The following is a 14,556-nucleotide window of genomic DNA, read 5'->3' on the forward strand; positions in this document are numbered from 1 at the left end:
ATACCCGCATATCCACGGTGACATGGTCACCTTCGTCGCAGACGACGATGTCTGGCTGGCTCCCCTGTCCGGAGGCAGGGCCTGGCGGTTCACCGCCGACCGCGTCGCGGTGTCGCACCCGAGATTCTCGCCCGACGGCACGCGCATCGCGTGGACGGGCGGCAAGGAGGGCGCGCCGGAGGTGTTCGCGGCCGGGATCGACGGCCCCGAGGGCGAGCGGCTGACCTACTGGGGTAGCGCCACGACCGGCGTACGCGGCTGGACGGGCGAGGGCGACGTGCTGGCGGTCACCGCGGCCGGGCAGAGCGAGCGGGGCCGGACCTGGGCGTACGCGGTGCCGCTCGACGGCGGCCCCGCCACGCGCCTGCCGTACGGGTGGGTCAGCGACGTGGCCGTCAGCGGCGCGCGGGTGGCCACCGTGTCGCCGATGTGGCGCGAGCCGTCGCAGTGGAAGCGCTACAGGGGCGGCACGGCCGGCAAGATCTGGGTCGACGCGGAGGGCGACGGGGAGTTCGCCCGCCTGTTCGCCGACAGCACCGCGCAGTACTGGGCGGTCAACTGGGTGGGGGACCGGCTCGTCTTCCTGTCCGACGTCGACGGCGTCGGCAACGTCTACTCCGCCCTGCCCGACGGGTCCGACCTGCGCAGGCACAGCGATCACCAGGAGTTCTACGCCCGCCACGCCACCGGCGACGGGGAGCGGGTCATCTACAGCCACGCCGGGGACCTTTGGCTGCTGGAGAGCCTGGACGCGGAGCCGTACCGGCTGGACGTGACGCTGGGCGGGCCGCGGCCGGGGCGGGCCAAGCGCCCCGCGCCGCTGCGGGTCGGCGCGTTCTCGCCGGACGCGAGCGGGCGGGCCAGCGCCGTGGAGATCCGCGGCACCGCCCACTGGGTGACCCACCGCGACGGGCCCGCGGGCGTGCTGCGGGCGCAGCCGGGTGTCCGCGTACGGCTGCCGCAGGTGCTCGACGCGGACGGCCGGGCCGTCTGGGTGTCGGACGCCGGCGGCGAGGACGGGCTGGAGATCGGCACGCCGGGCGGCGAGGTCAGGACGCTGGCCACCGGGGAGCTCGGGCGGGTGCTCGAACTGACGGTCTCGCCCGACGGCAAGCACGTGGCGGTCGCCACGCATGACGGGCGGCTGCTGGTCATCGACATCGAGTCCGGAAATATCCGGCAGCTCGACCGGACCACGCAGGGAGACGTCAGCGGGCTCACGTTCTCGCCCGACTCGGGGTGGCTGGCCTGGGTGCACCCGCACCACGAGCCGCTGTCGCAGATCAAGATGGGGCGGGTCGACGGGACGTCGGTGATCGACGTGACGTCGGTGCGCTTCTCCGACTTCGACCCGATGTTCACCAAGGACGGGAAGCACCTGGCGTTCCTGTCGGTGCGGACCTTCGACCCGGTGTACGACGCGCACGTCTTCGACATGTCCTTCCATGGCGGGTGCAAGCCGTACATCGTGCCCCTGCAGGCCACCACGCCGTCGCCGTTCGACCCCTCCCTGCAGGGACGCGGGTTCAACGGCGAGGACGACAAGCCCGCCAAGGACGACAAGAAGGACGACGCCGCACCACGTACCGAGGTCGATCCCGAAGGGCTCCCCTCGCGCGTGGTGCCGGTGCCGGTGCCCGCGGGCCGCTACGGCAACCTGCGTACCGCCAAGGACGCCCTGCTCTGGCTGCGCCACCCCCTCGCGGGGCAGCTCGGCGACGGCACCGAGCCGGTCACCGAGATCGTGCTCGAACGCTACGACCTCAAGAAGCGCGCCACGTCCGAGCTGGGCAAGGAGGTGCGTGCGTTCGAGGTCAGCGGCGACGGCGGCAGGCTCGTCACCAACGGCAAGAACGGCCTGCAGACCCGCGCCGCCACCGAGGGCGACGAGGTCGTCTCCATCGACCTCGACCGGATCGCCGTGGAGATCGACCCGATCGCCGAGTGGCGGCAGGGCTTCCGCGAGGCCGGCCGCCTCATGCGCGACCACTTCTGGCGCGAGGACATGAACGGCGTCGACTGGCAGGGCGTGCTCGACCGCTACGAGCCCCTGGTGGGACGCATCGGCGCCCACTCCGAGCTGATCGACCTGCTCTGGGAGACGCAGGGCGAGCTGGGCACCTCCCACGCGTACGCGAGCGCCAACGGCGCCGGCGTCGACCCGCGCCGCCGCCAGGGGCTCCTGGGCGCGGACCTCGCCAGGGACGACGACGGCGTGTGGCGGGTCGTACGCATCCTGCCCGGCGAGTCCTCCGACCACGACGCGCGCTCCCCGCTGCTCGCGCCCGGGGTGGCCGTCCGTCCCGGCGACGCGATCGTCGCGGTGGGCGGGCGTCCCGTGGATCCGGTACGCGGTCCGCTGGCCCTCCTGGCGGGCACCGCCGGCCAGCCCACTGAGCTGACCGTACGGCCGGCCGCCGGCGGGGACACCCGCCGCGTCGTGGTCAGCCCGATCGCGGAGGACACCCGGCTGCGCTACCACGACTGGGTGGAGAGCCGCCGCGCCCGCGTCCGGGAGGCCTCCGCCGGCAGGCTCGGATACCTGCACGTGCCCGACATGGTGGCGACGGGGTGGGCGCAGTTCCACCGCGACCTGCGTACCGAGATGGCCTTCGACGGGCTGGTCGTGGACGTGCGCGAGAACGGCGGCGGGCACCTGTCGGAGCTCGTGCTGGAGAAGCTGTCCCGCAAGGTCACGGGGTGGGCGCGGGCACGCGGCTACGAGCCGATGCGCTACCCGGAGGACTCGCCCCGGGGGCCGATCGTGACGATCACCGACGAGTTCGCGGGTTCGGACGGGGACATCGTCAGCGCCGGGATCAAGATCCGCGGCATCGGCCCGCTGGTGGGGACGCGGACCTGGGGCGGGGTGATCGGCATCGACTCCCGGTACTCGCTCGTCGACGGGACGCGGGTCACGCAGCCCCGGTACTCGTTCTGGCTCGAAGGGCACGGCTGGGGCGTGGAGAACTACGGGGTGGAGCCGGACATCGAGGTGGTGATCACGCCACAGGATCGGGTGGCGGGGCGGGACCCGCAGCTCGAGAAGGCGATCGAGCTGGCGCTGGCCGCCCTCGAAGAACACCCATCCGCCACGCCGCCGGACCTCCCGCCGCTGCAGTAACCTCGCTGCGGTAACCCCCCACTCACCGCCTCACCCACCGCCCCGACCGGCACCCGGCCGCCAGCCTCGCCGTCGGGGCCTCTGCCCACTCACCCCCCATTCGCCACCTGGCCGCCAGCCTCGCCGTCGGGTCCACCCCCCTGCGCCTCATGTCCACACCGACGTGCCGCGCCCCGAGCGTTCCCGCCGCTCCGCCACCTCCGGTACCGGGCCGCACCCCTGCCGACCTCCGCACCAACGCCGCCACGCCGCGCCACCAACGCCGCGTCGCCAACGCCGCGTCGCCACGCCATGCCGCCGCACCGAGCCGTGCGCCTTTGGCGCCGGCACGCCGCACTGCTGGGCCGCCCACGCCTTCGCTCCGCGCAGCCCGCCGTGCCCCTTCTCCACGCGATGCGTGCCGCGCCACCTCGTGCGCCGCGCCATTCGCGCGCCCAGTGGGACGGGCGCTTGCCTGGGCGTCCCGTTGTCCGGTGCGCGGGTCCAGCACCACCCAGCCGGGTGGCGTGGCAGGAGTGTCGTGGGGATCCCGCCACGCCCCTTGGGAAAGCCAGGGTCAGGGCATCTGGGTCAGCCGGTCGAGGATCTCGTCCAGGATCGCCTCCGTGGTGGCGAAGTTCAGCCGGACGTAATGCTCGCCGCCAGGCCCGAAGACCGCGCCGTCGACCAGCCGCACCCTGGCCTCCCGCTCGTACACCTCCGCCATGCCCGGCCGCCCCACGTTCAGCCACGCCAGGTAAGTGGCCTGCGGAACCCGATAGCCGACCGACGCCGGCAGCCGGGAGGCGATGATGCGGCGGTTGCGGTCCAGCAGGGCGCGGGTCGACTCCAGCCAGGCGTCCCCGTGCCGCCACGCCGCCACCGTGGCCTCCACGCCGAAGAGGTTCGCCGAGCCGTACACGAAGGGCGGCTGCGCCTCCAGGGCCTTGCGGACGCCCGCGTGTCCTAGGTGGGCCACGGAGCAGCGGATGCCGCCCAGGTTGAACGCCTTCGTGGCGGACGTGAGCGTGACGGTGCGTTCGGGGAGGATCGTGGCGAACGGGATGTGCTGGTGCGGCTCGAACGTGAGGTCCGCGTGGATCTCGTCCGCGATGACCAGCAGGTCGTGTCTTTCGACGTGCTCGGCCAGCTTCGTCAGCTCCTCGCGGGTGAACGAGCGGCCGGTCGGGTTGTGCGGGTTGACGAGGAGGAGCACCCGGCAGCCCGACAGGTCAGGCACCTCGAAGCGCCACGCGTCCCCGTCGGGCTCCAGCTGGATCGGATGAAGAGGCCGTTCCATGACCTTCAGCGTCTCCAGGAACGGATGGTAGGCCGGGGTGTGCAACGCGACCCCGTCGCCCGGCCGGGTCCAGACCTGGAGGAGGACCTGGAGGGCCTGGTTGAGATCGTTGAACGAGCGTACGAGCGAGGGATCGGCCTGCCAGCCGTACCGGTTCGCCATGCGTTCGGCGAACGCCTCGGCCAGCGGCCCGGCTGAGGGCTGTTCGAGCCAGGTCGGGTAGCCCAGATCGCCGGCGGCCCGGCGCCGCAGTGCCTCGATCACCTCGGGAGCGGTGGACAGGTCCATGTCGGCGACCCAGGCGGGGATGACGCCCGGCGGGACTTCTGACCACTTGATGCCATCGTGGGATGTCTTGAGGTCTTCAGGGGTATATGCCTCATTCACGCGGCAATTCTAGGATTATTGATTGTGATGAGGTGGCGAGGCCGCTTATGGGAGGCTGGACGGCGATGATGTCTAACCCCAAGGTCGATGCCATTGTCGAGACCTACCTGTCGGTGGCCGACGCGGAGGCTCCCGGGCTCGTGGAGGGTCTCTATCTGGAGGGCTCGGCGGCGCTGGGCGACTACCGGCCCGGCGCGAGCGACGTGGACTTCGTCGCGGTGACGGCCTCGGAGGCGCCGTTCGGGGTGGTGGAGCGCATTCACGCCCGGTTGGGCGCGTACCCGTTCGAGGGCTGCTACCTCACGTGGGACGACCTCGGCCGGGACCCCGCTGAGCTGGGGACACGTCCCCGGGCACACGCGGGGAAGATCAACCCACGGGGCGGCCTCAACCCGGTCACCTGGCACACGCTGGCCCAGAACGGCCTGACCTGCCGCGGCCCCAAGCCGGACGAGCTCGATATCTGGCACGATCCAGCCGCCCTCGCGGCCTGGACCGACGGCAACCTCGACCGGTACTGGCGCCGCCTGGTGGCCAGGGCCTCCCACCTGGCCTCGCCCTGGGGGCTGGCCTGTCTCGGCGGCTACAACACGGTCTGGGTCGTCACGGGCGTCGCCCGGCTCCACTACACGCTGGCGACCGGCGAGATCACCTCCAAGTCGGGGGCCGGGCAGTACGCGTTGGCGGTGTTCCCCGAGCGCTGGCATCGGGTGGTGAACGAGGCGCTACGCCTGCGCGAGGAGGACGAGACTGCGCTGCCGACGCTCTCGGGCGCGGTCAGCGGGCTGAGCGAGCACTTCGGCACCCCCCGTAAGTCCCTGTACGGCTCGCCGTTCGAACGGCGGCGCGACGTGCTCGCCTTCGCCGATCAGGCGATCATGGCCGCGCACGAGCTGTACGCGGCCCGTTAGAAGCCCCGGGACCTTCAGTCGGTGCCGCACGCGGGCCGCGACTCGAGGGTCGAGCAGAACGACGGGTCGAGCGCCTTCAAGGGCAGCGCGAGCTTCGTGCCGGAGTGAACGGGCCGGTGCGGCGACTTCCTGCACCGCGCCGGGCGCGCATCCGAGCGGCTGCTCCTACGGCGCGGCCTTTGGGGTGGTGTTTCCTCATCGGGCGTTGCTGAAGGCGGTGCGTTGTAGACGCCCTCCAGATCTGGGCCCTTGATCGAGTCGAGCGGGCGGCTTGTGGCTTCGTCAAGCGGTCATGGAGGCGGCGACTTCCGGGCACTGCGGGTGTTGGCGAAGGATGGGGTGGCGACACAGTGCGATGCTGAGACCGAGTTCCGCGCCAGTGCCCGAGGGCCGGGTGGCGACATGGAGCGATGCTGAGACCGAGTTCCGCGGAATGGTTCGATGCCGAGACCGAGTTCGGCGCCAATGTCCGATGGCGGGGTGGCGACACGGTGCGATGTCGGTGTCGGGTGGCCTTGAGCGCCGCGACCGACAACATGGGACTGGATGGCGCCTCCCGGACGGCTCAGTCCTCAGGGGCATGGCGTCCCTCGCCGGTCCGGATGGCCGGTGATAGGGCTTCGGCCCGAGGGCGAGGTGGAGTTGGAGCCGTACGTACCCCATGAACAGGTGTGTTTCGGCGCGCGCCGGAACGCGGCGCGAGCGGTTGGACGCGCGCCCGAGACCCTTTCGGGCCCTGACCGCTGCTAGAGCCGGCGCAGGACCGCCACGACCTTGCCCAGGACGCTGGCCTCGTCGCCGGGGATGGGCTCGTAGTTGGGGTTGTGGGGGACGAGCCAGACATGGCCGTCCTTGCGCTTGAAGGTCTTGACGGTGGCCTCACCCTCGATCATGGCGGCCACGATGTCGCCGCTCTCCGCCACCGGCTGCTGGCGGACGACCACCCAGTCGCCGTCGGCGATGGCGGCCTCGATCATCGAGTCACCGGCGACCTGCAGGAGGAACAGGGTGCCCTCGCCGACGAGCTGCTTGGGCAGCGCGAAGACGTCTTCCACGCTCTCCTCGGCCAGGATCGGACCACCGGCGGCGATGCGGCCGACGAGTGGGACATAGGCGGCCGTGGGGCGGTTGATCGTGGGCTCTTCGTCGGTCGCGTCAGGGTCCACCCACAGCACGGGCTCGCCCGGGAGGCGCACTTCGAGCGCGCGCGGCCGGTGCGGGTCGCGACGCAGGTAACCCTTGCGCTGAAGCGCCGTCAACTGGTGCGACACGCTCGACGTGCTGGTCAGCTGGACCGCCTCGCCGATCTCGCGCATGGAGGGCGGATAACCGCGCTGCTGCACCGAGTCGCGGATGACTTCAAGGATCTTGCGCTGCCTGGGCGTCAGGCCCAGAGAGTCGCGCCGGCGCACCGCGAGGTCGCTGACCCCGTTTGCGCCATCCTGCTCGCTCATGCTCTTCCTCCTCGCCTGGCGGCCCGCCTCACCGGCGCACCTCCCGGTCTGTGGTCCCAATGTCGCACACAGCGACCGTATCGCTGTTGAAGATCATCTTCAAACAATTGTTCGAGTCTTCCTCGAAATTGTCGCCAGCGTGGTGTACAACATCGTACGGGAGTTCGATCGACACCGTGTTCGATTTGCTGATCTTTATTTGGCCTTTTCCTCGGGCCGCACGGCAGGAGGTCAACCATGCGAACGCCCACAAATACCGACATGACCAGCCAAGACGCCAAACGACTCACACTCATCGCCGACGCCACGCAGGGTAACGATCGACGGGGAGACAATACGCGGACTGAGGCCGGTTCCCGCGGGAATTCGGGGAAGAGGTTGGGGGCCCGCACGACTCATGGTGGAAGGCCCCATTTGCGATTGGTGCCGCCGCCGCGTCCGGGTTCCGACGCGGACGCCACCGTACCGCCGGGCAGGGGAGGAGCCCGTGCGGACGAGGGCGACGAAACGGCGGCCGGCCGGAGATCCGGCGCAGACAGAGACCAACGGCGCTCGGGCGGGGGTGCCGACGCTGGGCGGGGGACGAGGGTGGACGATCGGGGTGCACGTGCCCCTGCGGGCGACGCGCGGTCGCGGGCGCGCGGACCTGGGGGCTCCGGGGCGAGAGAAGCGGGAGGCGCCGTCGGCCCTCGAGGTGGCGTCCAGTCCGCCGAGGGTGGCACACGCGGCAGTCGGCGCCCCGCGCAGATCGCGGGGAGAGACGTCGACGGCGCTCGGGGTGCTGGGGGAGAGGTTCTGGGTCTCGGGGGTGGTGTCCGGGGCTCCGGGGAAGGCGTTCGCGGTGCCCGGGGCCTGGCCCGGAGCACTGGGGAAGGCGCGCGCAGTCCCCGGGGTCCCGCCCGGAGAGCCGTGGGAAAGGCCCTTGGCTCCAGGGGTGGCGTCCGGAAAGCCGTCGGAAAGATCCTTGGCCCCAGAGGCGGCATCCGAAGCGCTGGGGGAAAGGACTTCGGTCCCGGGGGTGATGGCCGAAGTGGTGGAAAGGGCCCTCGCGGCGGTCGTCGTGCCGCCCAGGGTGCTGGGGAAGGCGTTCGCAGCCCGCTGAGTGGTGCCCGGAGTGCGGGGGGAGGCGCTCGCGGTCCCCAGGATGGTGTCCAGGGTGCTGACGGGGACGCTCGGGAGCCCTTGGGTGTTGTCCAGGGTGCTGGCGGGGACGTGCGGGGGTCCCGGAGTGGTGTCCAAGGCGATGGCAGGGACGCTCGGGGTGCCCGGCGTGGCGTCCGGGGTGCTGGGGGAGGCGTTCGTGGTGTTCGGACCGGGGGTGTCCAGGGGGTCGGGAAGGGCGTTCGGGGTGCTGGCGGGGGTGATCGGGCTGCGCGGGGAGGCGTCGTCCGGGCCGGCCGATCTCGGCGTGGCACAGGTGGCGGGAGGTGGGGATCTCGCCGGTGGGGTCGTCGGGTGGCGAGGTGGCGCGCGCGGCGGACGTTGGCGCGGGTGCGTCGGCGGTCCGCTCCGCCGTTGCGGCTGACCCGGCGCGGGCGGGTCGTGCTGGTGGTCGCCATGGCGTTGCTGTCGCTCGGCGGGTTCTGGCTCGGTACGCGTGCGGTGGGGCAGGCGGCGGTGCAGGTCGTCGTGACCGGCCACGCGGGGTTGCCGTGGGTGGAGGTGCGCGAGGGTGACACGCTCTGGGCCATCGGGGACGCGCTCTCCCAGGGGGACGATCCCGGCCCTGTGGTGGAGGAAATCAAGCGCCTGAACGGCCTGTCCGACTCCCCCATTCGCCCGGGCACCCGCCTGTACGTCCCGAGCAACACCGCCGCCTTACGCTGACCGCCCGCCTCGCGGGTGAGTCTGGCCCGCCGGTCCGCTCGGGCTGCCGGTCCGAGCGGACCGCCCGGGCTGCCGGGCTGCCCGGGCCGCAACCCCGCTTCGGGCTGTGAGTCTGCGCGGGCTGCGAGTCCGCTGGGGCCGCCAGGCTGCTCGAACCGTGAGTACGCTCGGGCTGCCGGTCTACCCGGGTCGCAACCCTGCTTCGGGCTGTGAGTCTGCGCGGGCCGCCAGTTCGGCGGGGCTGTGGGTCTACTCGGCCTGCGAGTCCGTCTGGGCCGCGAGTCCGCTCGATACCGCGAGTCCGTGCGGACCACGAGGCCACGCGTGGGAGCGCGCGTCGGCAGGCTGCTCGGGTGTGACTGGCCGGCGGTGTGTCGCATGGGGTGCGGAGTTGTCTGGAGGCAGGGGTCGGGTCGGGTCGGGTCGTAGGACCGGTTGCCCGTGGGGCCGTCGGCGGGTCGTGGGACCGGTTGCCCGTGGGGCCGTTGGCGTTGCGAGGTTGTCCGGTTGCGAGGTGGTTTGGGGGGTGCGGTGGTGGGGCTGGTGGGGGAAGGTTTGGGGGTTGGGTACCGTTGTGAGGTTTGTTCACGAAGGGGTGCGTAAGCAACTCGTGTGACGCCTCCAGCAGCACAAAGATCACCTCGACGGGCGACACGCCCAAGCGCCGCCGGTGACGGCGGGCTGATCAGCGACTTCGGTTCGATGGGCTTGCTCAACTTGCGTTCATGGTCGCTCGCTTCTACGGTTGGACCACAACATCTAGTAGTTACACCGATGTAGTTCACCACACCTTGTGTTTTATGTACCGCTCCACGGCTAGCCGTGGAGTGTGCGCGAGCGTCCCTCGACGGCGGTTTCGCGGCGTGTGGTGACCGCGGGTCTAGGAGGCGAAAGCGTGCACTGTCCGTTCTGTCGCCACCCTGACACGAGGGTCATCGACAGCCGCTCCACGGATGACGGCGCGGCCATCAGGCGACGCCGCACCTGTCCCGAGTGCGGGCGCAGGTTCACCACGCAGGAGACCGTACTGCTGATGGTGAGCAAGCGCAGCGGAGTGACAGAGCCGTTCTCGAGGGACAAGGTCGTCGCGGGCGTGCGGCGAGCCTGTCAGGGCAGACCGGTGGGCGAGGATTCGCTGGCGCAGCTCGGGCAGCGGGTGGAGGAGGCCATCAGGGCCAAGGGCGCGGCCGAGATCCCCTCCAACGAGGTGGGGTTGGCCATCCTGGGCCCGTTGCGGGACCTCGACGAGGTGGCCTACCTGCGGTTCGCATCGGTATATCGCGGTTTCGAGAGCCTGGCGGACTTCGAGGCCGAGATCTCACAGTTGAAGGCGGAGAAGGGGGAGTCATGACGGAGACGGCCAGCGGTTCAGTCGCGCGCGGGGGGAAGCGTCCGCGTAAGGGGCTGAAGATGAAGCGGATCTTCACCAAGCCCGGCGTGCACCCGTATGACGAGATCCAGTGGGAGCGCCGCGACGTCGTCATGACGAACTGGCGCGACGGCTCGATCAATTTTGAGCAGCGGGGCGTCGAGTTTCCCGAGTTCTGGTCGGTCAACGCGGCCAACATCGTGACGACCAAGTACTTCCGCGGCGCCGTGGGCACCCCGCAGCGCGAGTGGAGTCTGAAGCAGCTGATCGACCGGGTCGTCGGCGTCTACACCAAGACGGGGATCGAGCACGGCTACTTCGCCAGTGACGAGGACGCCGAGATCTTCGATCACGAGCTCAAGCACGCGCTGGCGCACCAGGTGTTCGCGTTCAACTCGCCGGTCTGGTTCAACGTGGGCACCAAGTCGCCCCAGCAGGTGAGCGCCTGCTTCATCCTCTCGGTGGACGACCAGATGGAGTCGATCCTCGAGTGGTACAAGGAAGAGGGTGTGATCTTCAAGGGCGGCTCGGGCTCGGGTGTCAACCTGTCCCGCATCCGTTCCTCGAAGGAGTTGCTGTCGAGCGGCGGCACGGCCAGCGGCCCGGTGAGCTTCATGCGCGGCGCCGACGCGTCCGCGGGGACGATCAAGTCCGGCGGCGCCACCCGCCGGGCGGCCAAGATGGTCGTGCTCGACGTCGATCACCCCGACATCGAGGAGTTCATCGAGACCAAGGCGCGCGAAGAGGACAAGGTCCGCGCGCTGCGTGACGCCGGTTTCGACATGGACCTGGGCGGCAAGGACATCGTCTCCGTCCAGTACCAGAACGCCAACAACTCCGTGCGCGTCTCCGACGAGTTCATGCGCGCGGTGGACAAGGGCGAGAAGTTCGGCCTGCGTGCCCGCCTGACCGGCGAGGTCATCGAGACGGTCGACGCCCGGGAGCTGTTCCGCAAGATGGCCAAGGCCGCCTGGGAGTGCGCCGACCCGGGCGTGCAGTACGACGACACGATCAACGACTGGCACACCACCCCCGAGACGGGGCGGATCACGGCCAGCAACCCGTGCTCCGAGTACGTCCACCTGGACAACTCCTCCTGCAACCTGGCCAGCATCAACCTGCTGAAGTTCCTGAAGGACGACAACTCCTTCGACGTCCCCAACTTCGTCAAGCTGACCGAGCTGATCATCACCGCGATGGACATCTCGATCACGTTCGCGGACTTCCCGACCGAGAAGATCGGCGAGACCTCGCGGGCATACCGTCAGCTCGGCATCGGCTACGCCAACCTCGGCGCGCTGCTCATGGCGACCGGCCACGCCTACGACTCCGACGGCGGCCGCGCCGTGGCGGGGGCGATCACCTCGCTGATGACCGGCGTGTCCTACCGCCGCAGCGCCGAGCTGGCCGCGGTGGTCGGCCCGTACGACGGATATGCCCGCAACGCCGAGCCGCACAAGCGCGTCATGCGCAAGCACGCGGCGGCCAACGACGACCTGCGCACCGTCGGCTCCATGGACGCGAAGATCCACTCCGAGGCGTCCCGCCAGTGGTCGGAGTGCCTCAAGCTCGGCGAGAAGAACGGCTACCGCAACGCCCAGGCCAGCCTGCTGGCCCCCACGGGCACCATCGGCCTGATGATGGACTGCGACACCACCGGCATCGAGCCGGACCTGGCGCTGGTCAAGTTCAAGAAGCTCGTCGGCGGCGGCTCCATGCAGATCGTCAACCAGACGATCCCGCGGGCGCTCAAGCAGCTCGGCTACCAGCAGGAGCAGATCGAGGCCATCGTCGAGTACATCGGCGAGCACAGCCACGTCGTCGACGCGCCCGGCCTGCGCCAGGAGCACTACGAGGTGTTCGACTGCGCGATGGGCGAGCGGGCGATCGCGCCGATGGGCCACGTGCGCATGATGGCGGCCACGCAGCCGTTCCTGTCGGGGGCCATCTCCAAGACGGTCAACCTGCCCGAGTCGGCCACGATCGACGACATCGAGCAGGTCTACCAGGAGGGCTGGAAGCTGGGGCTCAAGGCCCTGGCCGTCTACCGCGACAACTGCAAGGTCGGCCAGCCGCTGTCGGCCGGCAACGGCGCCAAGAAGGACGAGGCCGCCAAGAAGGACGAAGCCGCCAAGGCGGAGCCCGAGATCAAGGTCATCGAGGTCAACCGGCCGACCCGGCGGCGCATGCCCAACCAGCGGCCGAGCATGACCACCCGCTTCACGGTGGGCGGTGCCAAGGGCTACATGACCGCTTCGTCCTACCCTGACGACGGGCTCGGCGAGGTCTTCCTCAAGATGTCCAAGCAGGGCTCGACGCTGGCGGGCGTCATGGACGCCTTCTCCGTCGCGATCTCCATCGGCCTGCAGTACGGCGTGCCGCTCGAGACGTACATGAGCAAGTTCGTCAACATGCGGTTCGAGCCGGCCGGGATGACGGACGACCCGGACATCCGGATGGCGACGTCGGTGATGGACTACATCTTCCGCCGCCTGGCCCTCGACCACCTGCCCTACGACGAGCGGGCGGCCCTGGGCATCTTCTCGGCGGCCGAGCGCGCCGCGCAGCAGCGCGGCGAGGACCCGGCGGCGCTGCAGGAGACGGTGGACCGCGAGGCGCTGGCCCAGTCGGCGCCCATCGAGGAGAAGCCGAAGGCGGAGGTCGCCGAGCAGTCGCCGGCGGTCAAGGAGCTGACGCTGGAGAGCCACCAGCGCTTCACGGCCGACGCGCCACTCTGCATGACCTGCGGCACCAAGATGCGGCCGGCGGGGAGCTGCTACGTCTGTGAGGGCTGCGGCTCCACCAGCGGCTGCAGCTAGTCGCGAGATCGGTTGACCAGGGGCGGGGGCGAGCGGATTCGGCTCGCCTCCGCCCCGTCGTCTCGGGGGTGGATCCCGGCGCGGGTCCTCCCGAGGGAATTCTGCTCGCCGCCTGAGCGTGGGGCCATCGTGAGGGTGCTGCGCCCCGCCGTCTGAGGGAGGGGCCCGGTGCGGCTCGTCGTGAGCGGATTCGGCCGGCTGCCTGAAGTGGGCCGTCGTGAGTGCCTTGGTCTCGCCGCCTGTGCTGCCGGCTCTGTTCGGTGGGTACGTGATCGTGCTCGGCCTCGGCTTGCGCGCTGGGCGTGGGGAGAGCGTGTGCGCTGGGCGGGAGGGAGGCCGGTCGATGACCGGGCCAAGTGTCTCAGTGGGGGACCGCTTCACAGGGGTGGATGCGGTCCTGGGAGCGCAGGCCGTGCTCGCCGTCTCAGTCGCTCAGTAGCTCGTCCAGGACGTCCGGCTTGTTGGTGATGATGCCGTCCACCTGGTAGTCCAGCATCCGCCGCATGGTGTCCGGGTTGTCCACCGTCCAGGCGAGCACCTGCATGCCGAGGGCGTGCACGCGCCGTACGTACGAGGCCGACAACGAGGTGTACGGCGGGTTGATCTGGTCGGCGAACTTGGCCAGCCCCGGCAGGTCGGCGCTGGACGGCGTGCCGAGCAGCCCGATCGGCACGTCGGGCAGCAGGCGGTGGAAGGTCCGCATCGACGCCCAGCTGAACGACTGCACCACCAGCCGCCCCTCCGCCAGCCAGCCGGGATGGCGGCGCAGCTCCGCGGCCACGCGGGCCTCGATACCGGGGTAGAGCTCCGGAGCCTTGATCTCCAGCAGCAGGTCCAGCCCCGAGCCGCTCATCTCGCTGAGCGTCTCGTCGAGCGTGGGCACCCGCTCGTCCTCGTACTCGTCGGAGAACCACGAGCCGGCGTCCAGCTTGCGGATCTGATCGAGCGTGAGATCTCCGACGCGCCACGGCGCATGACCGGGGAAGACCCGCTCGACGTCGGTGGTGCGGGCCAGGGTCGTGTCGTGCATCAGGACCAGTTCGTGGTCCTTGGTCTCCTGGACGTCGAGCTCGAACACATCGGCCCGCTGTTTGTCGGCCAGCTCGAAGGCGGCGATGGTGTTCTCGGGCGCGTACGCGGAGGCGCCCCGGTGCGCGACGTTGACGACGGCGGTGGCCGCCTCGGCAGGGGTCGTCAGGAGGGTGGACGAGATCGCGATCATGACGGCGAGTCGCCTGAACATGGGTCTCCTCGGGTGGGGAGAGACAGTCGACTCGACGGTGACAAGATCTCATGACTGCTGGTTGATGGCAGAGTAACGGCCCGGTGCCCGACCGATGAGCATTCGACACGCGACCCCCGTGCCGGAGGAGCGAATCATGGGGT

The 14,556-nt window shown here is 70.4% G+C and carries 9 protein-coding genes; 6 read left to right on the forward strand and 3 right to left on the reverse strand.

Features of this window, described 5'->3' with window-relative positions:
* The first annotated feature begins 22 nt into the window (after positions 1 to 22).
* Positions 23 to 3,124, forward strand: a complete 3,102-nt coding sequence (locus ACIHFD_RS00190; protein ID WP_397364916.1) for a PDZ domain-containing protein — start codon at positions 23 to 25, stop codon at positions 3,122 to 3,124.
* 556 nt (positions 3,125 to 3,680) lie between these two features.
* Here ACIHFD_RS00190 and ACIHFD_RS00195 read toward each other — a convergent pair.
* Positions 3,681 to 4,790, reverse strand: coding sequence for an aminotransferase class I/II-fold pyridoxal phosphate-dependent enzyme (locus tag ACIHFD_RS00195; RefSeq protein ID WP_350739234.1), 1,110 nt, complete (start codon positions 4,788 to 4,790; stop codon positions 3,681 to 3,683).
* A gap of 65 nt (positions 4,791 to 4,855) precedes the next feature.
* Here ACIHFD_RS00195 and ACIHFD_RS00200 point away from each other — a divergent pair, with 65 nt between their 5' ends.
* On the forward strand, positions 4,856 to 5,701 hold the full coding sequence (locus ACIHFD_RS00200) for an aminoglycoside adenylyltransferase domain-containing protein (protein WP_397364917.1): 846 nt from the start codon (positions 4,856 to 4,858) through the stop codon (positions 5,699 to 5,701).
* A gap of 746 nt (positions 5,702 to 6,447) precedes the next feature.
* Here ACIHFD_RS00200 and lexA read toward each other — a convergent pair.
* Complete coding sequence (gene lexA, locus ACIHFD_RS00205; protein ID WP_221520107.1) at positions 6,448 to 7,155, reverse strand: transcriptional repressor LexA; 708 nt, start codon at positions 7,153 to 7,155, stop codon at positions 6,448 to 6,450.
* Between the two features lie 1,105 nt (positions 7,156 to 8,260).
* Between lexA and ACIHFD_RS00210 the strand changes: the two genes are divergently transcribed.
* From ACIHFD_RS00210 to ACIHFD_RS00225, 4 genes are all read left to right on the forward strand, one after another.
* Positions 8,261 to 8,680 carry a hypothetical protein gene (locus tag ACIHFD_RS00210; RefSeq protein WP_397364918.1) on the forward strand — a complete coding sequence of 140 codons (420 nt, stop codon included), beginning with the start codon at positions 8,261 to 8,263 and terminating at the stop codon, positions 8,678 to 8,680.
* Positions 8,671 to 8,982, forward strand: a complete 312-nt coding sequence (locus ACIHFD_RS00215) for a LysM peptidoglycan-binding domain-containing protein (RefSeq protein WP_397364919.1) — start codon at positions 8,671 to 8,673, stop codon at positions 8,980 to 8,982. The genes ACIHFD_RS00210 and ACIHFD_RS00215 overlap by 10 nt, the downstream gene beginning before the upstream one ends.
* Positions 8,983 to 9,877: 895 nt before the next feature.
* Complete coding sequence (nrdR, locus tag ACIHFD_RS00220; RefSeq protein ID WP_185078046.1) at positions 9,878 to 10,333, forward strand: transcriptional regulator NrdR; 456 nt, start codon at positions 9,878 to 9,880, stop codon at positions 10,331 to 10,333.
* Positions 10,330 to 13,170, forward strand: coding sequence for a vitamin B12-dependent ribonucleotide reductase (locus ACIHFD_RS00225; RefSeq protein WP_397364920.1), 2,841 nt, complete (start codon positions 10,330 to 10,332; stop codon positions 13,168 to 13,170). The genes nrdR and ACIHFD_RS00225 overlap by 4 nt, the downstream gene beginning before the upstream one ends.
* A 424-nt stretch (positions 13,171 to 13,594) precedes the next feature.
* On the opposite strand, the gene ACIHFD_RS00230 is transcribed toward ACIHFD_RS00225, so the two are convergent.
* Entirely contained in the window at positions 13,595 to 14,413 is an 819-nt protein-coding gene (locus ACIHFD_RS00230) for a glycerophosphodiester phosphodiesterase (protein WP_397364921.1), read from the reverse strand.
* Positions 14,414 to 14,556: the final 143 nt, after the last annotated feature.

It is taken from the genome of Nonomuraea sp. NPDC051941, assembly GCF_044593615.1.

Bases quoted from the DNA above. Each gene is read 5' to 3' on its own strand.
- ACIHFD_RS00190 (WP_397364916.1), top strand. From the start codon at position 23: ATGGTCACCTTCGTCGCAGACGACGATGTCTGGCTGGCTCCCCTGTCC.
- ACIHFD_RS00200 (WP_397364917.1), top strand. From the start codon at position 4,856: ATGATGTCTAACCCCAAGGTCGATGCCATTGTCGAGACCTACCTGTCG.
- lexA (WP_221520107.1), bottom strand. From the start codon at position 7,155: ATGAGCGAGCAGGATGGCGCAAACGGGGTCAGCGACCTCGCGGTGCGC.
- ACIHFD_RS00225 (WP_397364920.1), top strand. From the start codon at position 10,330: ATGACGGAGACGGCCAGCGGTTCAGTCGCGCGCGGGGGGAAGCGTCCG.
- ACIHFD_RS00230 (WP_397364921.1), bottom strand. From the start codon at position 14,413: ATGTTCAGGCGACTCGCCGTCATGATCGCGATCTCGTCCACCCTCCTG.